This is a genomic window from Burkholderia sp. MS389, from assembly GCF_016899425.1.
Lineage (GTDB): Bacteria > Pseudomonadota > Gammaproteobacteria > Burkholderiales > Burkholderiaceae > Burkholderia > Burkholderia sola.
The window spans coordinates 1,397,901-1,423,304 of record NZ_CP045994.1 but is presented as its reverse complement, the minus strand read 5'-3'; the positions used below and the strand labels follow the sequence as shown (position 1 = coordinate 1,423,304).

General features: G+C 68.6%; 20 protein-coding genes. 4 read left to right on the top strand and 16 right to left on the bottom strand.

The window, feature by feature from the left end; genetic code table 11:
• Nucleotides 1-75 precede the first annotated feature (75 nt).
• Nucleotides 76-1,164, top strand: coding sequence for a hypothetical protein (locus GJG85_RS06660; RefSeq protein WP_204383782.1), 1,089 nt, complete (start codon nucleotides 76-78; stop codon nucleotides 1,162-1,164).
• A 49-nt stretch (nucleotides 1,165-1,213) separates the two neighbouring features.
• The gene (gene glmS, locus GJG85_RS06655; protein ID WP_124556675.1) at nucleotides 1,214-3,031 is read left to right on the top strand and encodes a glutamine--fructose-6-phosphate transaminase (isomerizing); all 1,818 of its coding nucleotides are present in this window, start codon (nucleotides 1,214-1,216) and stop codon (nucleotides 3,029-3,031) included.
• Nucleotides 3,032-3,220: 189 nt separating this feature from the next.
• On the opposite strand, the gene GJG85_RS06650 is transcribed toward glmS, so the two are convergent.
• Nucleotides 3,221-3,580, bottom strand: a complete 360-nt coding sequence (locus tag GJG85_RS06650; protein WP_204383780.1) for an avidin/streptavidin family protein — start codon at nucleotides 3,578-3,580, stop codon at nucleotides 3,221-3,223.
• A 608-nt stretch (nucleotides 3,581-4,188) separates the two neighbouring features.
• Between GJG85_RS06650 and GJG85_RS06645 the strand changes: the two genes are divergently transcribed.
• Together GJG85_RS06645 and GJG85_RS06640 are read left to right on the top strand one after the other, a co-directional pair.
• A complete protein-coding gene (locus GJG85_RS06645; protein WP_050013720.1) occupies nucleotides 4,189-5,265 on the top strand; it encodes a glycosyltransferase family 2 protein in 1,077 nt (358 codons plus the stop codon).
• Between the two features lie 106 nt (nucleotides 5,266-5,371).
• Nucleotides 5,372-6,559: a glycosyltransferase family 87 protein gene (locus tag GJG85_RS06640; protein ID WP_204383854.1), complete on the top strand. Its 1,188-nt coding sequence runs from the start codon at nucleotides 5,372-5,374 to the stop codon at nucleotides 6,557-6,559.
• Here GJG85_RS06640 and GJG85_RS06635 read toward each other — a convergent pair.
• From GJG85_RS06635 to GJG85_RS06565, 15 genes are all read right to left on the bottom strand, one after another.
• Nucleotides 6,523-7,563, bottom strand: coding sequence for a TadG family pilus assembly protein (locus GJG85_RS06635; protein ID WP_050013718.1), 1,041 nt, complete (start codon nucleotides 7,561-7,563; stop codon nucleotides 6,523-6,525). The two genes, GJG85_RS06640 and GJG85_RS06635, sit on opposite strands and share 37 nt — an antisense overlap.
• On the bottom strand, nucleotides 7,556-7,984 hold the full coding sequence (locus GJG85_RS06630) for a TadE family protein (protein WP_050013717.1): 429 nt from the start codon (nucleotides 7,982-7,984) through the stop codon (nucleotides 7,556-7,558). Before GJG85_RS06630 ends, GJG85_RS06635 begins: the two co-directional genes overlap by 8 nt.
• The gene (locus tag GJG85_RS06625) at nucleotides 7,981-8,844 is read right to left on the bottom strand and encodes a tetratricopeptide repeat protein (RefSeq protein ID WP_050013716.1); all 864 of its coding nucleotides are present in this window, start codon (nucleotides 8,842-8,844) and stop codon (nucleotides 7,981-7,983) included. Before GJG85_RS06625 ends, GJG85_RS06630 begins: the two co-directional genes overlap by 4 nt.
• Nucleotides 8,841-9,785, bottom strand: coding sequence for a type II secretion system F family protein (locus tag GJG85_RS06620; RefSeq protein ID WP_050013715.1), 945 nt, complete (start codon nucleotides 9,783-9,785; stop codon nucleotides 8,841-8,843). The genes GJG85_RS06625 and GJG85_RS06620 overlap by 4 nt, the downstream gene beginning before the upstream one ends.
• Entirely contained in the window at nucleotides 9,782-10,759 is a 978-nt protein-coding gene (locus GJG85_RS06615) for a type II secretion system F family protein (RefSeq protein ID WP_089488324.1), read from the bottom strand. The genes GJG85_RS06620 and GJG85_RS06615 overlap by 4 nt, the downstream gene beginning before the upstream one ends.
• The gene (locus GJG85_RS06610) at nucleotides 10,756-12,186 is read right to left on the bottom strand and encodes a CpaF family protein (RefSeq protein WP_204383778.1); all 1,431 of its coding nucleotides are present in this window, start codon (nucleotides 12,184-12,186) and stop codon (nucleotides 10,756-10,758) included. Before GJG85_RS06610 ends, GJG85_RS06615 begins: the two co-directional genes overlap by 4 nt.
• Nucleotides 12,183-13,406, bottom strand: coding sequence for an AAA family ATPase (locus GJG85_RS06605; RefSeq protein WP_050013713.1), 1,224 nt, complete (start codon nucleotides 13,404-13,406; stop codon nucleotides 12,183-12,185). The genes GJG85_RS06610 and GJG85_RS06605 overlap by 4 nt, the downstream gene beginning before the upstream one ends.
• Nucleotides 13,407-13,427: 21 nt before the next feature.
• The gene (locus tag GJG85_RS06600) at nucleotides 13,428-13,811 is read right to left on the bottom strand and encodes a CpaD family pilus assembly lipoprotein (protein ID WP_050013712.1); all 384 of its coding nucleotides are present in this window, start codon (nucleotides 13,809-13,811) and stop codon (nucleotides 13,428-13,430) included.
• A 14-nt stretch (nucleotides 13,812-13,825) separates the two neighbouring features.
• On the bottom strand, nucleotides 13,826-15,208 hold the full coding sequence (locus GJG85_RS06595) for a type II and III secretion system protein family protein (protein ID WP_050013711.1): 1,383 nt from the start codon (nucleotides 15,206-15,208) through the stop codon (nucleotides 13,826-13,828).
• Nucleotides 15,209-15,279: 71 nt separating this feature from the next.
• Nucleotides 15,280-16,320, bottom strand: a complete 1,041-nt coding sequence (gene cpaB, locus GJG85_RS06590) for a Flp pilus assembly protein CpaB (RefSeq protein WP_089488323.1) — start codon at nucleotides 16,318-16,320, stop codon at nucleotides 15,280-15,282.
• A gap of 17 nt (nucleotides 16,321-16,337) precedes the next feature.
• Nucleotides 16,338-16,820: a prepilin peptidase gene (locus GJG85_RS06585; RefSeq protein WP_050013709.1), complete on the bottom strand. Its 483-nt coding sequence runs from the start codon at nucleotides 16,818-16,820 to the stop codon at nucleotides 16,338-16,340.
• A gap of 89 nt (nucleotides 16,821-16,909) precedes the next feature.
• Nucleotides 16,910-17,092, bottom strand: coding sequence for a Flp family type IVb pilin (locus tag GJG85_RS06580; protein WP_050013708.1), 183 nt, complete (start codon nucleotides 17,090-17,092; stop codon nucleotides 16,910-16,912).
• 601 nt (nucleotides 17,093-17,693) lie between these two features.
• Nucleotides 17,694-20,273 carry an EAL domain-containing protein gene (locus tag GJG85_RS06575; protein WP_204383776.1) on the bottom strand — a complete coding sequence of 860 codons (2,580 nt, stop codon included), beginning with the start codon at nucleotides 20,271-20,273 and terminating at the stop codon, nucleotides 17,694-17,696.
• A 61-nt stretch (nucleotides 20,274-20,334) separates the two neighbouring features.
• Nucleotides 20,335-24,024 (bottom strand): response regulator, encoded by a 3,690-nt coding sequence (locus tag GJG85_RS06570; protein ID WP_204383774.1) that lies wholly within the window; start codon nucleotides 24,022-24,024, stop codon nucleotides 20,335-20,337.
• A gap of 42 nt (nucleotides 24,025-24,066) precedes the next feature.
• Nucleotides 24,067-25,143 carry an ABC transporter substrate-binding protein gene (locus tag GJG85_RS06565; RefSeq protein WP_239468933.1) on the bottom strand — a complete coding sequence of 359 codons (1,077 nt, stop codon included), beginning with the start codon at nucleotides 25,141-25,143 and terminating at the stop codon, nucleotides 24,067-24,069.
• Between the last annotated feature and the right edge of the window lie 261 nt (nucleotides 25,144-25,404).

Sequence of the window (25,404 nt, the reverse complement as noted above, 5' to 3'; positions counted from 1 at the left end):
CCCGCCGGCGCGCGACGCGGCCAACGCCGCGCCCGGCGGAATTTGCGCAGGACCACCGCGCAGGAGCCCCCCATCATGAACCGGCCCGCGCTTTTCCCGGCCGCACGCGCACGCGTGGCGGCCACCGCCCGGCTATGCCGCCTGTGGTGCGTCGCCTGCTGTATCGCCGCACGCGGCGTCGCACCGCATGCGGGCGCCGCCGAACTCCAGCTCAACGGGCTCTACCAACGCCCCGACGGCGCGATCACCGTGCGTCTGAACGGCGCCGGCATCGATCCGTATTTCGCCGCGAAAGCCCTGCTCGGCGCCACCGATGCGGGGCTCGACGCCCATCAGGCCGCGCTCGCCTGGATCGCGTGGCTGTTGCCGCGCCAGCGTCCGGACGGCGGCTTCGATCGCTATTGCGTGAAGAGCGGCCAGTACAGTTCATGCGCCGAAGCCGACGCCGACGACGCGATGATGGCGACCTGGATCGAACTGCTCGCCCGCTTCGCGCCGCCCGACGGCATGCCCGCCGCATGGGAACTCAGCCTGAATCGCGCCGGTGCGCATCTGGATACGCTGCTCAGCAAGCCCACGGGCGTCTATCAGATCTCGTCGACGCTGCATGTCGCGCTGCTGATGGACAACGTCGAGGTACACAGCGCGTTCCAGGCGCTCGCCGCGTATTACGTGCGGCATGGCGACGCCACGCGCGCCGGCCCGTGGAGCCAGCGCGCCGACCGGCTCGCGTCCGCGATCCTGAAGGTGTTCTGGCGCGGCACGCAGTCGGGCTTTCGCCCGAGCACGCAGCGCATCAGCGACACGACCTTCTATCCGGCGAAAGTGGCGCAGATCTTTCCGCTCCTGTCCGGCATTCAGGTTCCACAGCAATCGAACGATGTGTTCTACGCGCAGTGGATGCAGAAGTACGGCAAGACCTGGCTGCAACTGGCCAGCTCCGATTATCCGTGGGGCTTGATCGCACTGGTCGCATTCAAGATGAACGACCGGAACACGGTCGCGTGCTGGCATGCGCTATCGGGCCCGTACCGGCACGGCGCACACTGGAACGTCCTGGAGGAAGCGCTTTACCTGGCATTCGAAAGCCGGATGGCCGACCCGGTCGCGCCCGCGCAATGCGGCTTCACGACGGCGGCGACAACGGAGACCGCGTCACGCTGATCCACGCGTGCGCACGGTCCGGGGGAATCTACAGGGAAGGAGACGTGTCATGTGTGGCATCGTCGGCGCGGTCGCGCAACGGGACATCGTCCCGATTCTGATCGAAGGTTTGCGCCGCCTTGAATATCGCGGCTACGATTCATGCGGCGTGGCAACGGTCGTCAACGGCCAGGCACGCCGCGAGCGCAGCGTGTCGCGCGTCGCCGATCTCGACGCCCACGTGCGCAGCGCCGGCCTGGCCGGCAGCACCGGCATCGCGCACACGCGTTGGGCTACCCACGGCGCGCCGGCGACCTGCAACGCGCATCCGATCTTCTCGCGCGACGAAATCGCGCTCGTGCACAACGGCATCATCGAGAACCACGAAACGTTGCGCAAGCAACTATCCGACGAACACTACGAGTTCGACGGCCAGACCGACACCGAGGTGGTCGCGCACCTGATCCACAGCAAGTATCGCGGAGACCTGCTCGCCGCCGTCCGCGACGCGACCTCGCAGTTGCACGGCGCCTATGCGATCGCGGTGTTCAGCAAGCGCGAGCCGCAGCGGCTGATCGGCGCGCGGGCCGGCTCGCCGCTCGTCGTCGGCGTGAAGGACGGCGAATGCTTTCTCGCGTCCGACGCGCTCGCGCTCGCCGGCATCACCGACCGCTTCATCTTTCTCGAGGAAGGCGACATCGTCGAACTGACGCCGGGCGGCGTGCGGGTGCTCGATCGCACCGGCACGCCGATCGAACGCGCGATACAAACCATTCCGTCCGTGCAGGGCGTGGTCGAGCTCGGGCCGTACCGGCATTTCATGCAGAAGGAAATTTTCGAGCAACCGCAGGCCGTGGCCGCGACGATCCCCGATGCCGGACTGTTCGATCCGGCCGTATTCGGCCCCGACGCCCCGCGCGCGTTCGAGCAGATCGACAACGTGCTGATCCTCGCATGCGGCACGAGCCACTACGCGGGCCTGACTGCCCGCCGCTGGCTCGAGACGATCGCGCGCCTCCCTGCGCAGGTCGAGATCGCGAGCGAATACCGCTACAGCGACGCGCTCGCGATGCCGAATACGCTGGTGGTCAGCGTGTCGCAATCCGGCGAGACCGCCGACACGCTCGCCGCGCTCAAGTACGCGCAGGCGCTCGGCCACATCGACACGCTGGCGATCTGCAACGTGCCGACCAGCGCGATGATGCGCCAGACCGGCCTGCGCTTCCTGACGCGGGCCGGCCCGGAAATCGGCGTCGCGTCGACCAAGGCGTTCACGACGCAGCTCGCCGCGCTGTTCATTCTCGCCGTCACGCTCGGGCGGCTGCGCGGCTACGTCGACGATGCGCAACTCGCGCGCTATACGACACAGTTGCGGCGGCTGCCTGGCGCGCTCGAAGACGTGCTGGGGCTGGAGCCGCAGATCGAGCGCTGGGCGGCGGAATTCTCGCAGCATGAAAACGCGCTGTTTCTCGGGCGCGGGCTGCACTACCCGATCGCGCTCGAGGGCGCGTTGAAGCTGAAGGAGATTTCGTATATCCACGCGGAAGCGTATCCGGCCGGCGAGCTGAAACACGGGCCGCTGGCGCTCGTCACGCACACGATGCCCGTCGCGACGATCGCGCCGAACGATGCGCTGCTCGAAAAGCTCAAGTCGAACATGCAGGAAGTGCGCGCGCGCGGCGGCCAGCTTTACGTGTTCGCGGACGCCGATACGCGGATCGACAACGGCGAAGGCGTGTCGGTGCTGCGCATGCCGGATTACTACGGGTTGTTGTCGCCGATCCTGCACGTCGTGCCGTTGCAGTTGCTCGCGTATCACGCGGCGTGCTTGCGGGGTGCGGATATCGACAAGCCGAGGAACCTGGCGAAATCGGTGACGGTCGAGTGAGGGGGTTGCGTGACGAGGGGTTTGCGTGACGAGGGCTGGCCCGCGGAGGTCGCCTGGCGATCAAACGGGCCCGCCGTACACGATTCGAGCAGGGACGATTGACGCTTTCAACGGGAACGGCCCTCGGTTGCCCGGACATCCCGCTGACCGGCCCGCCCTTCTGCCCCGAACCATCCGCTTCCGGGTACGTTAATCGGCGACTCTCTCGAATGTATCCGCATTGGTCTGAACGGCATGTGCCCAGCCGAACGCCGATGATCGTGAGCCTTGCCGTGGCACCTTGCTGGTCACGACATGCCATACGGTCTGCAGCTTGCCGTCACGCAGCATGCCGGTGAAAGAACAGATCGCCGACACCAGGTCGTTCGACATGCCGAAAGCGAAGTTGATGCAATCGCCATACCCGACGCCGGAGACGGGCAGATCATGACCAAAGAACGCGCTGTCCCGCAACGCCGTGCTGAATACGCCACGGATGACGCCATCCTTGTCGTCCGCGATGGTCAATGTAGAGCCATATTGATTACGCCACGTGCCAATCCAGTTCATCACCCACCTCCTGAGCCCCGGACACTTGATCGCCTGCCAGGCGGCCGCGCGTGCTTGTCGTTCTTCTTCCGGCGGCAAAAGGGGCGCTCGAGCCAGCGCCGTGCATCGGCGAGCGCCGTTGTGACGAGTGAAGCCTGATACGAATCGAGCAATAGCAAAAAATTGCTGGCGCCCGCGATCCGGCATGACCACGGAAAGTATAGATGGTCGTCAGACGATATGAAGGGCTGCATGTCGCGATCCGGGCAGCTCGTACGCTCTTGTTCCCTACTTTATTCGCCGTAACATCGCGCACGGCGCGAAGTCTCGCCTCTGTCGCCGCGGCGACTTCGCGAGCGGTCGCGGACCTTCTTCCGCGCTGAGCGTCATGGGTCATTCTGAAGAAATTCGATACCAGGTTGATCGCAAAAGCACGATGTCGCATGCACCGTCAAAAATCGTGCTTGAATCTTCGAGTTCTTCGTACGATATTTGAACCGCACGGCGTGCTCGTGGGCAAACGAGCAGCCCGGAACCGAATTCGCGCCGACCCAGGCCCGACCCGTGCGGCAAACGACAACGGGAACCATACGGTGCAGCGCAGGCCAGATCTCTCGGGAGACCGCAGGATGTCCACGCAAGCCAGGAAGCCGTTGATATCGCTCGTCGTGCCGTTTCACGACGAAGAAGAAACGATCGACGCGTTCTTTGCCGAAACGCTGCCCGTTCTCGAGTCGGTCGCGTCGGTACGCTTCGAGATCGTCTGCGTCAACGACGGCAGCCGCGATCGCACGCTGGACCGGCTGCGCTCGGTCGCCGCCGGCGACCCGCGCGTGCACGTCCTGGACCTCACACGCCGCTTCGGCAAGGAAGCGGCGCTCACCGCGGGCCTCGACGAAGCGGCCGGCGCGGCCGTGATCCTGATCGACGCCGACCTGCAGGACCCGCCTGCGCTGATTCCCGCGATGCTCGAACGCTGGCGCGCAGGCGCCGAGGTCGTCGCCGCGAAGCGCACCGACCGCCGGTGCGACCCGCTGATGCAGCGGGTGGCCGCCGCGCTCTACTACCGCGTGCACAACCGGCTCTCCGAAGTCGAGATGCCGGAGAACGTCGGCGATTTCCGGCTGATGGACCGCGAGGTCGTCGACGCGCTGCGTGCGTTGCCGGAACGGCGGCGCTTCATGAAAGGGCTGTTCGCGTGGGTCGGCTACCGGACCGAGATCGTCGAATACACGCGTGCGGCGCGTAGCGGCGGCCGCTCGAAATTCTCCGGATGGCGGCGCTGGAATTTCGCGCTCGAGGGCATCACGAGCTTCAGCACGGTGCCGCTGCGCGTGTGGACCTATGTCGGCCTCACGTTCGCGATGCTGTCGCTCGCGTATGGCGCGTTCATCGTCGCGCGCACGCTACTGTACGGCAATCCGGTGCACGGCTACCCGTCGCTGATTTCCGTCGTGCTGTTCGTCGGCGGCATCCAGTTGATCGGCATCGGCGTGATCGGCGAATACCTCGGCCGGATCTATCATGAATCGAAGCAACGCCCCGTCTATCTCGTGAGGCGGCACTACCGTGCCGAGCGCGATGCGGCCGCGCGACCGGCATCGAAGCTGCTGCAGTTTCCGCTCAAGCGTGCGCACTCGGCACGCCGCCGGGCCGCGACGCCGGCCGCCGCGAGCATCACCGCCCGCAAGACGTCGTTCAAGTAGCACCGGGCCGCGTCAATTGGACATCCTCCGGCAATCGACCCGCCCGGCCGAGCGGCCGGTCGTCGCATGGCTCACGTCGCGACGCGTCGTCCTGTACAGCGCGCTGATGCTGGTGTCGTACGCGGTGTTCATGGCGATCTGGACGGCGGTCGCGCGTCACGCGTCCGTCACCGGCGGCGTGATGCCGCGGCCCGGCGCCGACTTCTCGGTGTTCTGGTCCGCGTCGTACGTCATGCTGCACGGCGCGCCGTCGCACGCGTACGATTTTTCCGCCTTCTCGCGGCTGACGACCGCGCTGTTCCCGCACCTTCCGCGCGACGTCTTCGCGCCGTGGCTGTACCCGCCCACCTATCTGCTGCTCGTGACGCCGCTGGCGCTGCTGCCGTTCGCGCTCGGGTATCCGCTGTTCGTCGCGTTCGGCGTGTCGATGCTCGGCCTCGCCGCGTGGCGCGTATCCGGCCTCCGCGCGATTCCCGGCGCATCGCGCGCCGGCGCCTTCGCGCTGATCGCCGCGCCGTGCGTGTTCGTCACCGCGACGCTCGGGCAGAACGCGTGCCTGACCGCATCGTGTGCGGCGCTCGCCGTTCATTGGGCCGACCGGCGACCGCTGTGGGCCGGCCTGTGCATCGCGCTGCTGTCGGTCAAGCCGCAGATGGCGCTGCTGCTCCCGTTCGTGCTGGTCGCCGTGCGCGCATGGCGCACGATCATGTGGGCCGCGCTCGCGACCGGCGCATTCGTCGCATCGAGCGTGCTCGTCTGCGGCGTCGCGTCGCTGCGCCTGTTCGTCGCGAGCGCCGGCCTCGTCCGCTCGATCATCCTCGAGCATGGCGTCGGGTTCTGGCTCGCGTCGCCGACGCCGTTCGCGGCGCTCCGCCTCGCGGGCGTGCCGCTCGGCGCCGCGTATGTCGCCCATGCCGGCATCGCGGCGATCGCGATCGCCGCGGCCTGCGTCGTCTGGACGCAATCGCGCGACACCCGCGTGCGCGCGGCCGTACTGGCGGTCGCGACGCTCGTGGCGAACCCGTACGTGTGGCACTACGAGCTCTCGTGGCTCGCGATCGCGATCGCCTGCATGCTGTCGATCGGCTGGCGCGACGGCTGGCTGCGCGGCGAACAGGCGGCGATCGCGCTGATGTGGGCACTGCCGATCGCCGAATACCTGAACCCGTGGCTGCAGCTGCCGCAGATCGGCCCGGCCGTGACGCTCTTCGCGCTATTGATGCTGCTGCGCCGCGCGCGGCACGACGCGCGCAACACTCACAGCGCAAGCCGCGGCGGCACGTACACGCCGTAATACGGCCCGACGCCGGTCGCGACGCCGGTCATCTTGACGCCGGCGACGAAGTGCCCCTGGATGTACTTGTAGGTGCCGCCCAGCGACACGTCGATGCGGAACGCGGCGAACGCGACGATCGGCACGGAGGTGCTGCTCGACGTCTGCGTGACGACCGGCAGCACGACCGTCGTGCCGACCGGCACCGACGTGTAGAGCGTCGCTTTCACGCCGGTCGCGAGATTGATGCTGTCGCCGATATTGAGCGTGGTCGGGTTGCCGGTCACCATCAGGCCGCCCATCGTCGTCGTGTCGGTCGCGGTCGACTGGAACGACGTCCACTGGCCGCCCATGCACAGCGCGCCATACGTCTGGCCGTTCGTGATCGAAAACTCGTACGGCAAGCCCGTCAGCGGATTGATCAGCGGCTGGTTGGTCTGCGCGTTCCAATACTGGTTGTACACGCACTGGTCGATCGCGATCGGAAAGAGCCCGCCCGCCGCGACGCCACCCGGCGCGGCGAGCACCGCGATCGCGGTCGCGCGGCCGGATGCGCCGGGGATGCCCAGCAGCCCGCCGAGCAGCAGCGGGATCGATCCGCCATTGATGCCCGGCGCGCGCGACACGGTCACCTGCACGGCCGGCACGTCGTAGGGGCCCGGCGTGATCGTGGTCGGCTGCATCGACGCCGGCGTGCGCGTCACGTTCCAGTAGCCGGTCGTCACCGTGCCGGTCGCCAGCGGTGCGCCCGCCGCCGAGTTCAGCGCGATCACGCCGTTCGCCGCCGGCGCGGCCTGCGACCAGTTCAGCGGCCCGCCGGTCGGCGACATCATCGCATCGGCCGCCGCGAGCGCGGCTGCATCCGCGGCATTCTGCAGCTGGTTGCGCACCGTGGCGATCCATGCGATGTCGATCGCCAGCGCGCCGAACGACAGCAGCGGAATCAGGAACATCAGGAAGAACAGCGCGACGGAGCCGCGTTCGCGCGCCGTGCCGCCGGATGGCTTGCCGGCCGCGTCATTCATAGAGCATCACCGAGCTGGCCGTGAGCGTCACCGGGCCGGTCAGCGCGCTGAATGCCGAACCGAGCACCATCCCGGAATACGTGTAGGTCACCGTGACCGTCAGCGCGGTGCCCGCCGTCGTGCCATTCGCCTGCGTCACGGTCACGGTCGGCGTCGTCGGCGTGCCGCCGGTGATCAGGCTGTTCTGCGTATAGCTGAGCGCGACGTTGGCGATCTGCGTCGGGGTCAGCATCGGCACGCGCAGCACGACACCGGCGCGCGCGGCTTCGCGGCTCGCGTTCGTGATCACGGCCTTGTCGCACAGCAGCAGGCTCACGTCGATGATGCCGATCAGCACCATCAGCAGGAACGGCAGCATCAAGACGAACTCGAGGGATACGACGCCGCGCGCGTGGCGGCCGCGCATCGCCGCGCGTGTCATTTTGCGGCCCCCGCGGCGGGTGGCACCGTACGCGGCTCGAGCGCGGCGCCCTTCAACGGCCGCGCCGCATCGGCGACCGGGCGCGCCGCGAGCTGCGCACGCACCGCCTGGTACACGCGCAGATTGTCGGCCACCGCCGACGCCGGCAGATCCGCGGACAGCAGCTTCTTCGCCGAATCGGTGTTGCCGAGCACGCCATACGCGAACGCGAGATTCTGGCGCGCCTGCCACGGCGCATCGGGCAGCCCGGCCACGTCGAGCAGCACGTTCACGCCCTCGCGCGGACGATTGCTCAGCACGAGCGACAGCCCGAGGTCGACGCGCAGCCCCTGCGCGTCGGGATGGGCGCGAAGCGCGTCCCGGTACACGGCCTGCGCGTCCTCGTGGCGGCCCTGCAGGTCGAGCACCGTGCCGAGCCCTTCCGCCGCAAGCGGAAGGTTCGGCTGGGCGGCGAGCAAGTCGCGATAGCGGCTGGCGGCCTCGTCGAGCCGCCGCTGCCGCAACGCGACGCGCGCGAGCCCGACCTGCGGCCCGAGTTCCGCGGGCGCCTGCTGCCGCGCCTGCTCGTAGAGCACGCGTGCGCGCTCCAGATCGCCGGCGCGGTAGTTGACGTCGGCGAGCCCCAGTTGCGCCGCGAGCGAGTCGGGATGCCGGGCGAGCACCTTGCCGTACAGCGTCGACGCGAGATCGACGTTGCCGCCGACCAGCGCGCTGTCGGCAATGCGCAATTCGGCCTGCGGGTCGTCGCTCTTGTGCGACAGCGCCGGCCGCGTCTGGATGCCCGGCGCGCAGCCGCCGGCCAGCAGCGGCAGCACGGCCGCGAATGCGAACGCGAACGCGCGTCGCGCGGAGCCTTTCATTTGAACACCTCGAGCAGACGAATGGCCGCCGGGCCTGCCGCGATCAGCCCGACCGTCGGCAGGATGAACAGCATCATCGGCAGCGTGATCTTCGGCGCGAGCTTCGCGGCCTGTTCCTCGAGCGCGACGATCTGCTCGGTGCGCTCGCTGCGCGACAGCGTTCGCAGCGCCTGCGTGATCGGCGTGCCGAACCGCTGCGATTGCGTGAGCGTCGTGGCGAGCGAGCGCGCCGACGGGAAATCGACGCGGAGCGCGAAATGCGCGAGCGCTTCGGACACGTTGCCGCTCAGCGTCAGCTCGTCCGCGCAGACCGTCAGCTCGTCGGCGAGCGGCGGGCAGATGCGCTCGAGTTCGCGTGCGACGCGCCGCACGCCCGACACGAGGCTGTTGCCGGCCATCGTGCAGATCACGAGCAGGTCGAGCGCATCCGGAAAGCATGCGGCGATGATGCGCCGGCGCCGCCGGATCATCGCGCCGAGCACGTATTCCGGCACGATCACGCCGATCACGAACGCGGCGATCATCGCGACCGCCCGGATCACGAAGTATTCGCCGAAGCGCGGAATATACGGGCTGAACACGATCGCGACGCCGGCGAACAGCACGCCGCAGCTGAGCTTGATGCCGATCATCGACGACACCGCGCGCCGTTCGCGAAAGCCCGCGCGCGTCAGTTGCAGCCCGAGCTTCACGCGCTGCATCGGATCGAGCACGGGCAGCCGCTCGCCGAGCTGCGCGAGCCGTCGCGTCAGATCCTGACGCACGTCGCCCGGCTGCAGACGCCCGCCTCCCAGCGACGGCGGCCGCTGCCCGGCGGCCTGCTGCACGCGCACGGCGATCCGCTTGCGCGTGCCGCCGCCCGGCGTCGCGAGCGCCGCCGCGACGCACGCGATCAGCAGCAACAGTTCGAGGCCGCGGGCGGCCAGCATCGACATCGTCATCGCGCGGTATCCAGTTTCGAAATCTTGTGAATCGCCAGCAGGCCGATCGTCAGCAGCCCCGCCGCGATCGTCAGCATCACGCGGCCGGCATGCGTGTCGAACAACAGCATCACGTACGCGCGGTTCACGAGGAACAGCGCGCCGATCATCACGAACGGCACCGCCGAGATGATCTTCGTCGTGATCCGCCCTTCGGCCGTCAGCGCGCGTGTCTTCAGGCGGATGTCGCGACGCGTGCGGATGATGCTCGACAGCTCGTCGAGCGTCTCGCCGAGGCTGCCGCCGGTCTCGCGCTGCAGCAGCAGGTAGACGGTGAAGAACGAGAAGTCCGCGATCATCAGCCGGTCCGCCGCGTGCGTCAGCACGTCCTTCAGATCCGCGCCGACGCGCAGGCTGTCGCCCATCGTGCGGAAGGTCGAGCGCACCGGCTCGGCCGCGCTGTCGCCGACCGTGCTGATCGCCTGCGTGACCGGAATGCCCGCGCGCACCGCCCGCACGATCAGGTCGATCGCGTCGGGGAACGCCTCCAGAAAGCGCAGCCGGAAACGCTCGACCAGCATGCGGTAGCTCGCGCGCATCGCAATCAGCGGCAGTCCGACGTAAATCGCCGGATGCACGACGCTCGGCAGCGCGACGAGCTTCACCGCGACGATCCCGGCGATCGCGCCGGCGATCGTGCTCGCGACGACGATCCGCAGCCCGCGCTCGCCGCCGACCGCGCGCACGCGCGTCACGTAGCGCTGCATCCACGCACGTACGCGGCTTTGCCGGCGCGGCAGGTTGAACAGCGCGACACCGGACCCGGCGGCCTCACCGGCGTCCCGGCCCGCGAGCGACGGTGCAAGGCGCTGCAGCCGCGCGCGAATGCGCTGCTCCGGCGTATGGCGCGCACGCTCGAGCAACGCGGACAGCCCGAGGCCCGCCGCGAGGATCGCGACGAACGCGCCGAGCGTGAAGAGATCGGCAGCCCTCATTGCCGGAATACCTCGGAAAGCGCGTCCTCGACGCCGTAGTACGCGGCGCGCGGCGCGAACGCGGGCCGCAACGACGACGCCTCGAACACGCCCTTCACCGCGTCGCGCGTCGTGTCGCCTTCCTGGCGGAACGCGAACAGGTCCTGCGTGATCACCACCTCGCCTTCCATCCCGACGATCTCGGTGATCCGCGTCACGCGGCGCACGCCGTCGCGCATCCGCTCGACCTGCACGAACAGGTGCACGGCGCTCGCGATCTGACGCCGGATCGACAGCAGCTGCAGGTTCGCGTTCGCCATCATGACCATGCTTTCGAGCCGGCTGATCGCGTCGCGCGGCGAGTTCGCGTGGATCGTCGTCATCGAGCCGTCGTGGCCCGTGTTCATGGCCTGCAGCACGTCGAACGCCTCCGCACCGCGGATTTCGCCGAGGATGATGCGGTCCGGCCGCATCCGCAGCGCGTTGCGCACGAGATCGCGCTGCGAGATGCCGCCGAGCCCTTCCGTATTCTCCGGGCGGGTTTCGAGGCTCACCACGTGCGGCTGCAACAGTTGCAGTTCGGCCGCGTCCTCGATCGTCACGATCCGTTCGTGCTCCTCGATGTGCTGCGACAGCGCGTTGAGCAGCGTCGTCTTGCCCGACCCGGTGCCGCCCGAGATCACGATGTTCAGCCGGCATGCGCACGCGATCTTCAGCACCTGCAGCATCCCGTGCGAGATGTTGCCCTGATGCGCCATCCGCGCGAGCGTGATGTCGCGCTTCGCGAACTTGCGGATCGAGATCGACGCGCCGCGCATCGCGATCGGCGGCAGCACCACGTTCACGCGGCTGCCGTCTGCAAGGCGCGCATCGACCATCGGGCTGCTCTCGTCGACGCGGCGTCCGACCGCCGCCGCGATCCGCTGCGCGACGCTCGTCACGTGCGCGTTGTCGCGAAACTTCAGCGACGTGAGCTCGAGCCGGCCCGCGCGCTCGACGTACACCTGGTCGGGACCGTTGACGAGAATGTCGGACACGGTGTCGTCGGCGAGCAGCGGCTCGATCGGCCCGACGCCGAACATGTCGTTCAGGATCGCGTCGACGATCAGCACCTGCTCGCCCGCGGTGATCTTCAGGCGCTCGCGCTCGACCGTGTGCGCGGCCACCTGCTCGATGCCCGCGCGCACTTCGTCGCGCGTCTTCATCAGCGCGGCCGACATGTTCATCGACGCGAACACCGCGGTGCGGATCGCGTCGAACTTGCCGGAACGGATGAGGGCCTCCTGCGTATCGGCCGTCGCCGCCGCGCGCGCGGCTGCGGATGCGGACGTGGACAGCGACGCCGGCACCGGGCTCGCGGCCGGCGCGGGCGCGTCGTCGCGCGGCGCGGTACGGGAGCCCGCCGGCGCGGGGTCCGGCGTCCGCCGCTTGCGGGTACCGAACGTCACGATCCCTTCCTCCATTTGACGAAGCGCGCATACCACGGCTCGGCGACGGCCATCGATTCGCCGGTGATGCCGTTCGCGAGCAGCCGGATCTCGTCGAGGAAGCCGCTCCGTTTCGTGCCTTCGATCGGCTCGCCGAGGTTCTCGGCGATCGCGAGCGACTGCGCGTCGTGCGGCAGCTCGCGCAGCCGCACACCGCCGAACGCGTCCTCGAAATCGGACTGCGCGACGCGCCCCTTGACCGGCTCGAGCGGATTGTTCAGCACCATCGACAGCATCCGCTCGCCCGGCATTTCCTTCACGAAGCGCGCCAGCCGCGCGGCTTCGTACGCGGCGTGCACCGACCGATCGGCGACGATATAGACGAGATCGGACGCCGTCAGCGCATCCTCGAACAACTTGCCGGCACGCACGCCCACGTCGAACAGCACGTAATGGAAGCGGTCCTTCAGCATGTCGACGAGCTGCGCGATCGCATCGTCGCGCAGCAACGCGTCCTCGCCATAGGCGAGTTCGGCGGACAACACGTGCAGGCGGTCGCCCTTCGTGACGAACATGCGGTCGAACAGCGCGTCGTCGGGGCGCAGTTCCATGTTCAGCAATTCGATCAGCCCGTTGTTGCTCGACAGCCCGAGCATCGAGTTCGCGCCGCCGCCGTGCAGGTTCAGGTCGACGTAGGCGACGCGCCGCCGCTTCTCGCCCGCCAGGCAGCGCGCGAGGCTGACCGCGATCGTCGTCGTGCCGACGCCGCCGCGCGCGCCGACGAAGCTGACGATCTTGCCGGTGCGCACCTGCACGACCGCCTCGGTCGTCGTCAGCGCGCGCCGCATCAGCTCGACGGTCAGCGGCTTCACGATGTAGTCCTGCACGCCGATGCCGAGCAGGTTGCGGAACAGCCCGACGTCGTTCTGCGTACCGATCGCGACGACCCGCACCGACGGCTCGCACACGTCCGCGAGCCGCATCAGGTCCGACACCGGCAGCACCGAATCCGACACGTCGACGATCAGCTGGCGCGGCGAGCGCTCGTGCTGCTGCAGCAGCCGGATCGCGTCGTCGCAGTTGCCCGGCTGCACGTGGGCGCGCGCGATCGACAGGTCCTGCGCGACGCGGCGGATCACATCCTCGCTGCCGGCGTCGGACACGACCGCGATGAGGTCCGCCGCACCGGCTGCGGCGGCGTGCTTGGCGTTCTGGCGGTCGAGGACGTTCATGGGCGGCATCGCGATCGCATCGGAAGGGGGTCAATGGCCGGGCGAGCCGGTCGTCGTCAGCGTCTTGCCCGGCGCGGGCTGCTTCACGCGATCCTCGACGTAGCGGCGTACCGCGTCGGCCGCGACCTGCGCATCGGCGCCGCCGTACGGCACGGGCGCGACGAGGTCTTCCGGCCGCGCGAGCATCGTCGCGAGATTCGTGTAGGTCGCGCAGCCGAACGGCACGCCGGGCCGCCCGAAGCCGGCGTCGACGAGCTGCGACGGCTGCATCAGCTTCGCGCAGTCGGGCGGCACCGCACGGACGCCGTCGAAGCCGATCGCGCGCGCATCGGGCAGGTTGATCGGCGGCGGCGTCGACAGGCAGGCCGCGAGCGCCAACGGCAACGGCGCGGTGAACAGGGTTCGAAGTCGCATGCGTGCTCCTCCGGTCAGTACACGAAGCCCGCGGCGCCGACGAGACGCGGCGTGTCGCCGGTCAGCAGGTCGAGCCCGAGGTTGCGCTGGATCGCGAACTCGAGGTCGCTGCTCGGCCGCGCGACGGTGTCGAGCGCCTGCTCGAGCTGGCCGGGCCCGGTCGGCTGCACGATGTACGGCGTCACGATCACGACGACCTCGGTCTTGTTGTCCTGGAAGTTCTTCGACGAAAACAGCCGGCCGATGATCGGCAGCCGGCCGAGCCCCGGGATCTGCGACACGGTATTGGCCGTCTGGCTCTGCAGCAGCCCGCCGATCGCGAAGCTCTGCCCGCTCGACAGCTCGACCGTCGTCTCCACGCGCCGCACGGAGAGCCCCGGCACCGTGACGCCGCCGGTCGTCACGCTGTTGTTCGGATCGACCTCGCTCACCTCCGGGCGCACCTTCAGGCTGATCCGGTTGTCGGCGAGCACGGTCGGCGTGAAGTCGAGCGATACGCCGAACGGCTTGAATTCGACCGTGATCGCGCCGGTCGTGTTGCCGGCCTGCGCGACCGGAATCGGGATCTCGCCGCCCGCGAGGAAGCTCGCGGTCTGGCCGGACATCGCGGTGAGGTTCGGCTCCGCGAGCATCGTGATCAGCCCTTCCTGATCGAGCGCGTCGAGCACGACGTCGATCGACCAGCGCCCCGTATGGAAGCCGCCCACCACCGAATACGCGCCCGTCGGCGACAGGTTGAACAACCGGTTCGTCGAATCGAACAACGTGCGCCCGTTGAACAGCCCGCCGATGAAGTTGCCGGCCGCGCCGAGCGAACTCCAGTTGATGCCGAGCTGCTGCGTGATGTTGCGGCTCACTTCCGTCACGCGCACGCGCAGGTTCACCTGGATCGGGCGCGACAGCGTGAGCCGGTTGACGATCTTTTCCTTGTCGTTCACATACGGCGCGAGCGACTGCATCACGGCGTCCGCGTCGGCCGCGCTCGGCACCTTGCCCGACACCATCAGCGAGCCCGGCGCGCCGGACACCGCCAGCTTCAATTGCGGAAAGCGGCCGTCGAGCACCGTCTGCAGCGACGCGGTGTCGACCTGCACGATCACGGTCCGGCGCAGGATCGGCCGATGATTCGCGCCGAGCGCGATCAGCGTGGTCGTGCCGGCCTTCTTGCCGAACACGAACACGGTGCGCGGCGACGGCACCTGGATGTCGGCGATGCCCGGGTCCGCGACGAACATCGCGGTCGCCGGTTCCGGCAGCGACAGCATCTCGCCCTTGCCGGTCGCGATCGACAACGCCGCGCCGGCGTCCGCCGCGTGCGCGCGCTGCGCGAACGCGACGTCCGGCGCGACGAGCGCGGCCAGGCACCAGAAAGCGATCCAACGAACCATGCGCACCATGCGTGTTCCCGTCAAATGCCGGCCGCCGGGCGGCCGGTTCCGAATCGACACCTCGACACCTCGTCCTCGCGTCACTGCGCGACCGCCGCCCGCGGCACTTGCGCCGTCGTGTCGGCAGCCGCATTGCCCATCGCGGGCGCCGCCGGCGCAACCGGCGTGCCCGGCCAGCCGGACGGCAGCGGCGGGATGCCCGGCATGCCGACGCCACCGACGCCACCGCCGCCGGTGCCACGCGAGCCGTCGTCCACCGACGAGCCGCGATAGATCACGACCGTGTTGCCCTGCGGTGCCGCCCGCATGCCCGTGTCGGGCTTCGCGGACGACGAACGCGTCGCGTCCCGGAACGCGCGCGATACGTCGCCGGCCCACACCGGCGGCGTATCGGGCTCCTGTTCGTCGCCGCCCGCGGCGTGGCGGCGATCGCTCGTCGCGAAGCTGCGCAGCGCGAGCGACAGCGAACCGAGGCGCGTCGCGACCAGCACGACCTGCGCGGTGCGCGGCGCGACCTCGAGCGTGACCGTGCGCGCGCGCACCGGGGCGTCGGGCGCGCTCGCGGCCGTCTTCGCACGCTGGAATTCCGAGCCGACCGCGAGCACGCGCGCGCGGCGCACGACCGTCTCGGCTTCGAACGTGCCGGGCGTCGTCGCGGAACCGCCGATCTGCTGCGTGAGCACGACGTCGACGAAGTCGCCCGGCTGGATCAGCCCCGCGTTGCCCGACACGTCGTCGACCGGCACCGAGATCGCGCGCATGCCGGGTTGCAGCGCGGCCGCGAGAAAATCCGGCGCGCCGGCCGGGATCACGTTGTCCGCGCGAATCGGCGCACCGGCGTCCACGCGGTTGCGCAGCAGCGCGCCCTTGAGGTCCGCGCCCGGCTGCGACTCGACGAATGCGCCGGCCGGCACCTGCGCGCGCGGCATGCGCTTCCACGCGAGATCGTTGTCGCGCAGCAGCAGCCCTTCGGGCAGGTCGGCCGCCGCGACGCGCACGTCGACGTCGCTCGCCGCGCCGGGCGCCGACGGCGTCGACGCGGCGACATAGAGCTGGCGCAAGAGGAACGCACCGATGGCGGCAGCGATGATCAGCACGGCCATTCTCAGGGGTTTGGGCATGGCGGCGTGCGTCCCCGCTAGGTGAGCGAAACCGCGTGAGGAAACGGCGCCCAGACGGCCAGTGCGCCGCCGAGCGAGAGCGCGATGCCGTACGGCACGCCACGCGTGTCGATCGCGCGCGCCGGCGCGATGCGGCGACGCCGCCACGCAACGGCCGCGAGCATCGCGAGGCCGCATGCGACGCCGCTCGCCCCGACGATCGTCAACACCGGGAACGCGAGCGCCGGGCCGGCCCACAGGAAGACGGCCGCCGCCAGCTTCACGTCGCCGCCGCCGATCCAGCCGGCGTGACGCAGTCCGGCGAACAGCAGCAGCATCGCCGCGGCGGTCGCGACGTGAGCGGCGAGCTGCGCGAGCCCTTCGCGTGCGAGCGCGGCCGCGACGAAATACAGCATCGCGAACGCGAGTACCGGGCGGTTCGACAGGCGCCGCGTGCGCACGTCCTGCAGCACGAGCGACATCAGCACGAGCGTCGCCGCCGACTGTACGAGATAGAGCATCGGAGAGCCGTCCGTCGGCGCGCCCCGGCTGGATACGTCGTACCGCTGCGGATCCGTGTATTCGTCGGCGGCGCGCGGGTTCAGGGGGATCAGATCAGCGCCGTGACCTTGTTGATCAGCGACGTGAACACGGCCGGCAGGCCGCCGGTGTTGCTGCTCAGGATCACCCCGACCGCAGCCAGCGCGACGACGACGATGCCGGCGAGGACCGCGTATTCGAGCGAGCTGACGCCGCGTTCATCGCGCAGCAGGGATTTGACGTAGTGCAGCATGACAACCTCCGTGTGACGGGGTCGTTGATCGACCGTTGAATGTAAAGACGCGGCGTTGCTTCGGTGGCGTTCACTGCGTTTCGCCCATTCATGACTCATGCAGCAGGCCTGGCAACGGGCCGTTCGCATCCCCCGGAATCCCTTCGATCGCTGCAACGCGAGTTCGGCGGCAATGGAATCCGCCATTACCCGCGCTCGCTTGTTGCCTGACCGCATCCACACGATACGGATCAAGCCGGTTCGTCTAGGGTATAGACAATTTTTTTGGCGTTTTCAAATAATTTAGCGTCGAAATGTATTTATGGAAAAGCCCGTTCACAAGTGAATCGAGATCCCGGCAGTCGGCGTATTATCGTGCCTCCGCATTATGTGGTCGCTATCCACTTTAATAGTCTTACGGCGTCGGGCGGAATGATTTTCCGAATCGCGCACAATTTGCGCATTTGTTCAATTTTCGATTGCCGGGCAGTCCTCTTTATTGCCCGGGTATCGAATTCCGACAGCCGCCCGGCGTCGCGCGAAACGCGTTCCGCGAGCGTGCCGGTCGACGCCATGCGCACCTCCGCACCGTGCATGCTTCGAGCGCGTCGGCGGCTTCCGGTCAACGGCGATCGCGCGGCTCCGCCCCGCCGAGCGAGCGCAGCGGAGACGGGCGGATGCCGAGGCGGACCACGCCGAGATCGGCCCCGCTCATCGACGTGTGCTCGAACCGCTGGAACGACTCGGTGATGTGCTTGCGCAGCAGCGCGACGTCCCATGGCTTGATCAGCACCTTCTGAACGGACCCGTTGCCGGACGCGTCCGCGATCGACGCGCCGTCGCCGTAGCTGGACAGCAGGATGCGCACGATGTCCGGGTACAGCGCCTTGACACGCTGCAGCAGGTCGAGCCCGGACACGCTCGGCATCCGGAAGTCCGACACGATCACGCCGACGCGATGCTGCGCGAGCAGGTCGAGCGCCTCGTCGGGATCGGTGGTGGCGAGGATCTCGTAGCCGTCTCGGCCGAGCGCCTGCCTGAGCATCTGCAGGACCGCGCGGTCGTCGTCCACCAGCAGCAGCGTACGGTGCAGCAGTTCGCGCTGCCGGCAGTGCTCGGGCAACTCCGAGCCGGCGGACAACATGTCGGCGATCTCGTCACCGGTGACCGGATGGCTGAAGTAGTAGCCCTGCATCGCATGGCAGCGATGCCGGTTCAGGAACGACAGTTGAGCTTCCGTCTCCACGCCCTCGGCCACCGTCTCCATGTGCAGCGACTCGGCCATCGCGATGATCGAGCGCGTCAACGACGCACCTTCCGCGCTGGTGGTGACGTCGCTGAGGAACGAACGGTCGATCTTGACGACGTCGATCGGCAAGTCCTTCAGGTACGACAAGCTCGAATAGCCGGTGCCGAAATCGTCCAGCGACAGCACGACGCCGAGCGCCTTCAGTTCGCGCAGCGTATGCGCGATCGCATTGGAGTCCTCCATCAGCACGCTTTCGGTCAGCTCGAGTTCGAGCGAGTCCGGCTCGAGACCGGTTTCCGCGAGCGCCGTGCGCACCAGGTGGGCCACGTCCTGCTGCCGGAACTGGCGCGCGGACAGGTTGACGGCGATCCGGATCGGCGGATGTCCTTCCCGGCGCCACGCGACGGCCTGCGCGCACGCGGTGCGCAACACCCACTCTCCGATCGGCAGAATCAACCCGGTTTCTTCGGCGATCGGGATGAAACGGTCGGGCGGAATCACGCCGATGCCCGGACGTCGCCAGCGAATCAGCGCCTCGACGCCGCTGATCTGGCCGGTCTTGAGATCGACCTTCGGCTGGTAGTACAGCTCGAGTTCACCGTTCGCGACGGCCTGATGCAGCGCGTTTTCGAGGATGGTCTGCTCTTCGACGCGCGCGCCCAGTTCACGCGTATAGAAGCTGTAGCAATTGCGCCCGTGTTCCTTCGCGCAATACAGCGCGGCATCGGCCGTCTTCAGCAGCGTCTCCGCGTCGGTCCCGTCGGTCGGGTAAAGGCTGACGCCGACGCTGGTCGTCACGTGCAGGTCGTGGCCGTCGAGCACGAACGGCGCAATGAAGGTGTCCAGGATCTTGCGGGCGATCGTGTCCGCGTCCGACGCCGTCGCGAGATTGACCAGCATCACGACGAACTCGTCTCCGCCGAGCCGCGCGACCGTGTCGCCGTCGCGCACCGAACTCTTCAGGCGCGCGGCGACGACCCGCAGCAGCCCGTCGCCGGCCGAGTGACCGAAGCTGTCGTTGATGTGCTTGAAGCGGTCCAGGTCGAGCACCATCACCGCGATCAGCTGCCCGGTGCGCCGCGCCTGCGACATCGCCTGCTCCATCCGGTCGCCGAGCAGGTTGCGGTTCGGCAGGCCTGTCAGCGCGTCGTGATTGGCGAGGTATTCGATACGCCCCTGCTGCATCTTGCGTTCGGTGATGTCCTGCACGATGCCGCGCAGGATGATCGCGTGGTTCGGATCGCGGCCGGACTCCGCCTGGTGCAGCACGCAGCGCTCGGTGCCGTCCGCATGGATCAGCCGATGCTCGATCGAGAACGCGACGCCTTCGGTGCGCAGGCTCGTGTAGGACTGCACAAGGAGCGGCTGCTCGTCTGGCGGCGCGGCCTGCACGAGGCGCTCGAACGTCGGCGGCGTGCGGGCGGCGTCGAGCCCGAGAATCCGGTACAGCTCCGGCGACCAGTAGCCGTCCGTCCGCCCGGCCTGGTATTCCCAGTTGCCGAGGTGCGCGAGCGCCTGCGCATGCGTGAGGCTGACCTCGGTCGTCGCCAGCTTTTCGACCGCCGCGGCCGCGCGCAACAGATAGCGGACCCGATACCCGAGCAGTTTCCACCGCATCGGCTTGGACACGAAGTCGGTCGCGCCGGCGTCGAACGCGCTGGCGATCGATGCGTCGTCGTCGTTGCCCGTGAGCATGACGATCGGCACGCGGCGGCCCTCGGGCAACGCGCGCAATGCGCGGCAACAGTCGAATCCGTCGCCGCCGGGCATTTCGACGTCGAGCAGGACGACGACCGGACGATGACGCAGGAACGCGTCGATGCCTTCCTGCGGCCCCGTCGCTTCCTCGACGCGAAAGCCTTCGGGTTCGAGCGTCTCCACGACCAGCAGGCGCGTCATGGCGTCGTCGTCGATGATCAGAATCGCCGGCACATCGGCATGTTCCTGGTTCACGAGCATCCTCCTGTTTTGCCGCCGCGCAATCGCCATGGCGATCGGCCGGCCCGGCGTCCGTTCAACCTTCGACGCGCTCCGCGATCAGCGCCGCGTGCGCGTGCCCGAATTCCGCGTCCGTGCCGGCGACCAGCTCCACCGCCGCGCCGACGTCGGCTGCGCGCGCCAGCTGCTCGATCGCGCGACAACGCGCCGACAGCAGGTGCGCGCCGACGTTCGCGCTGCTCGATTTCAGCGTATGGGCGGCCAGCTTCAGCGCATCGGCGTCGCCCGCTTCGACCGCCGCATGCATGTCGCGGATCAGCCGCGGCGCGTCCGCCGCGAATTGATCGATGATCCGCGTCAGGACATCCGGGCGGCCCGGCCGCTGAAGCGCGCGCAATGCATCGAGCGCCTTCTGGTCGATCACGCTGGCGTCGTCGTCCGGATCGGGGGCCGCGCCACCGCCCGCTTCCGGACGCGTATCGATGTCGGCGCCCGTCGTCGCCGCATCGCTTCCGGTTACCGGCGCGCACGCCGCGCCGCCGACATGACGCGCGAGCATCTGCAGCAGCGCATCGCGGCGAAACGGCTTGCCGAGATAGTCGTCCATCCCGGCGGCCAGGCAGCGCTCGCGGTCGCCGCTGAGCGCATTGGCCGTCAGTGCGATCACCGGCATGCGCGGCGCGCCGGCTTCGGCTTCGCGACGGCGCAGTTGCCGCGTCGCCTCGAAGCCGTCGAGCTTCGGCATCTGGCAGTCCATCAGGACGACGTCGAAACCGTCGTCCGCCAGCCGCTGCAGCGCCTGCTCGCCGTCGTCGGCCACGTCGACCTGATAGGCGGTGTCCTCCAGCATCGCGAGCGCGATCTGCTGATTCACGACGTTGTCCTCCACCAGCAGCACGCGCGCCGCGATCTCGTCGAGCGGCCGGCGCGGACCCGCGGCGGCGTCGTCGGACACCGGCTCAGCAGACGTCAGCCGCGGCGGCATCACGTGCATCGCCGAGGCGATGGCCGCATGGAGATCGGCGCCATGGAGCGGCTTCGTCAGCCGGGCGGCGATGTCGAGTTCGTGCGCGACCAGCACGCTGTCCATCATCTCGAACGCGGTCAGCGTGATGATCCTGAGCGCACGCAGCGACGGATCGCGGCGGATGTACTGCACGAGCGAGATGCCGTCCATGCCCGGCATCCGCACGTCGACGATCGCGAGATCGAACGGCGCGCCGTCGGCGACCGCCGCGCGCAACTGCGCCAGCGCGTCGTCGCCGCCGATCGCCGTGGCGACGCACAGCTGCCATTCGATCGCATGTTCGAGCAGCACGCTGCGATCGGTTTCGCTGTCGTCCACGATCAGCACCTTCAGGCCGGCGAGCGACGGCCGTGCCTCCGATGCGACGCCGACCTCCCCGGACGCCGGCTCGAACGGGGTCGTCACGGTGAACACCGAGCCCTGGCCGGGCGTCGATTCGAGCGTGAGCGCGCCGCCCATCATCTCGGCCAGTTGCCGGGAAATCACGAGGCCGAGCCCGGTTCCGCCGTATTTGCGCGCGGTCGAGTTGTCGGCCTGCTGGAACGGCCGGAACAACTGCGCGGCCACCTCGGGCGCGATGCCGATGCCGGTGTCGGCGATCGTGAACACGATGCGGCCGTCGTCCGCATACGACACGCTGAGCGCGACGTGCCCGTGCTCGGTGAACTTGATCGCATTGCCCAGCAGGTTCGTGAGCACCTGGCGCAACCGCACCGGGTCGCCGCGCATCCATTCGGCAACGGTGTCGCCGCGCCGGTACACGAGCGCAAGCGCCTTGCGTTGCGCGTTCGGCTCCAGCAGCGCGACGACATCGTCGAGCAATTGATGCAGATTGAAATCGATGCGCTCCAGCGTCAGCTTGCCCGCCTCGATCTTCGAGAAATCCAGAATGTCGTCGATCAGCACGAGCAGCGTCTGCCCGGATCGATACACGGTGTCGACGAACTTGCGCTGCTTCGACGTCAGCCGCGTGCGCTGCAGCAGCTCGGTCATGCCGAGCACGCCGTTCATCGGCGTGCGGATCTCATGGCTCATCCGCGCGAGAAACTCCGATTTCGCCGAATTCGCGGCTTCGGCCGTGGCGATCGCCGCCTGCAAATCGACGTCGCGGCGTTCGATTTCGTCGAGCATCATGTTGAAGCCGGCGACCAGCGCCGCGACTTCGTCGCGGCCTTTGTGCGTCATGCGCAACGACAGGTCGCTGCCGCTGCGAATGCGCGCCATCGTGCGCGTCAGGCGCGACAGCGGCCCGGAGATCGACGCGCCGAGCCGATGACTGATCAGCAGCCCGCCGATCGCGAGCAGGAACGATACGCCCACGATCATCAGGATCGCGGTCGCCACGGCCCGGTAGACGTCCGATACGATGCCGCGCTGCTGAAGGTCGACGCGCACGGCCTCCTGCTCCGTGTAGGCCGCGAGGCGATTGGCCGTCGTATCGACGTCCGCGACGATGCCCTGCATGGCCACGTCGTTGGCCAGCATGTCGGACTTCACCGCGAGGATGCGGCGCGCGGATCCGGCCAGCTCCGTGGTCAGTCCGACGACCTCCTGGGCGCGCTTCACGTTGCCCGGGCCGTCCGCGGCGAGCGCATCGCGCAGTGCGCCGGCGGATGTGGCGAGCGCACCGATGTTCTTGTGCAGCTCGTCGTCGCCGCGCGCCAGACGGTCGTTGCCGTCGCTTTGCGCGATCATCCGCAGGTCGAACGCCAAAGCGCTGATGCCGCCGTTCACGATCGCCGACAGCGACGCGACGCGCGCGGCTCGCCGCCGGAATTCGATCGCCTCGTCGAGACGCTGTCGCGCCTTGACGATCTGCAATGCGAACGGATCCGCGATCTCCGCGAGCTTCGCGTCCAGCGCCTCGAGCGACTGCAGCACACTGCCCTCTTTCGCGCGGTAGCGGGCCGCGACGGACGGCTCGGCGAACATGACGCCGCGCAGCGCGACGAGGCCCTCGTGGCCGTCGAGGATGTCGGCCGCCACGCGCCCGAGTGCGGTCGTCACGCCCTGCGCGGTGGCGGCATCGAGGTTCGGCACCGCGAGCGCGAGCGCATTGCGCGCGCCGTCGATCGACGCCTGCATGCGCTCGCGCAGCGGCGCGAGCCGGTATCGGTTCGGCGCGACGTCGACGCGGCCGGCGACGGTGATGATGTCCTTGACGTTGGTGCGAACCTGGTCGAGCGCATGAATCGTCCGGTTGTATGCGGTGTTGGCCGCGAGCGCGCCGCTCACCGCCGCATCGGCGTCGTTGTCCAGCCGCTCGGTTTCCTTGCCGATCTCGGTCAGCAGCGCGGCGCCCCGCGCCTGCACGCGTTCGATCAGCCGGCGCTCGGCGACCAGTTGCGCCTCGCCGCGCAGGCGCTTGTCGACGCCTTCGTTCATCGACCGGAGCATCGTCCGCAGATCGGTGGACGGTTCGTCGATACCGTGCCGGTCGATCGCGCGCACGGCGGCCGTGATGCCGGCGATCCGCTGCAATTGCGTTTCGATCTGCGACGACGACTGCTGCCGCTCCGATGCGTCCTGTGCGTGCTCGAGCCGGCCGAACTCCACCGCGAGTTCCGCATACGCGCGCTGGAGTTCGTTGCTGCGCACCTGCAGCGGCAGCGATTCCGTCGTCAGCGTGCGCACGCCGGACGCAATGCCGTGCACCGCGATCAGGCTGGTCACCGAAATCGCCACCGCGCCCAGCAGCATCAGGCTGGTACTGGTGACGAGCTTCGCCTTGATGTCCATGCAGCCCTCCAGGATCGGAATGGCCTGACGGCCATCCGCCGCTCATTGCGCCGGCACGACCAGCGGCGTGACGTGCCCGTGCGCGATTTCGGTGAGGAACACGTCGTTCAGCGCCTGATGATCGTCGCTGCTCAGGTTGACCACCAGGCCGCCGAGGTCGAGATGGCGGATCGATTCGAGCGCCTGCTTCAGCGTTGCCCGCGTGGGCGATGGCCCCGCACGCTCCAGCCCGATCAGCGCGACCTTCGCGTCGAGGCAGCCCTCGATGTGCACCACGCCGATGTGCTCGTCCGGAAAGCGCTGGGCGATGAGCCGCGCGCAGTCCCGGATCACCGGGCGATCGCTCTGCGGCAGCGGCACGACCTGCGAAATCAGCATGCCATTCCCTTCGTCGCCGATGAGGCGCAACAGGTCGTCGGTGCCGACGAACGACACCGCCGCGAGATGGGCCGTGAGGCCTTCGCGGTGCGCGGCGCGAACGAATGCGGCGACCGGCGTATACGGGCCGACCATGATGACGACGTCGGGCCGCCCTTCGAGTACGGCCGCCAGACCCGTGTCGACCGCCGTCGTGCCGCGGCGGAACGTGCCGGTGGCGACGACGTCGAGGCCATGGCGGCGCAGCGCGAGCCGCGTGCCCGCCAGCACCGCGAGCCCGAAGCCGTCGTCCTGGTAGAACACCGCGAAACGCGTCGCGTGGTCGTGCGCGATCAAATGATCGACCAGCGCGCGCGTTTCGTCGTCATAGCTCGCCCGGATGTTGAAGACCTCCGGCGTGACCGGCTTGCGCAGCGCCATCGCGCCGCTGAACGTACCGACGAGCGGAATGCCAGCGTCCCGGATCATCGGCAGCACCGCGGTGGTCGTCGGCGTGCCGACGTAGCCGAACAGCGCCAGCACGTTGCCCCGCTCGATCATGTCCAGCGTGTTGTCCACCGTCCGGTCGGGTTCGTAGCGATCGTCGGCGACGACGAGGTCGATTTTTCGCCCGTGCACGCCGCCGCGAGCGTTCGCGTCGTCGAATACGGCTTGCGCGCCGATCAGCAGCCCATGTCCGAGGCCTGCGGAATTGCCCGATTGCGCGTTGACCATGCCCAGGCGGATCGTGTCGCCGGTCACGCCGGGCTCCGCCGCGAATCCGGCGCTCTGGCCGCTCAGTGCGGCGCAGCATGCGATCAGCGCCAGCGACTGCCTGCCGCCGGGACGCGCGAGTGCGCGCAGTAGGTTCGAAGACCAGGTGCGGGAACACATTGGTGCGACTGACACACTCTCGTCCATGTAGGGCTCCCGTTCGGCACCCGGTTGTTCTGATCTGACGATGCGCCCCGCCGCGTGCCGCACCGCTACCGTGGTACGAGTCGATTAGTCATATATATAGGT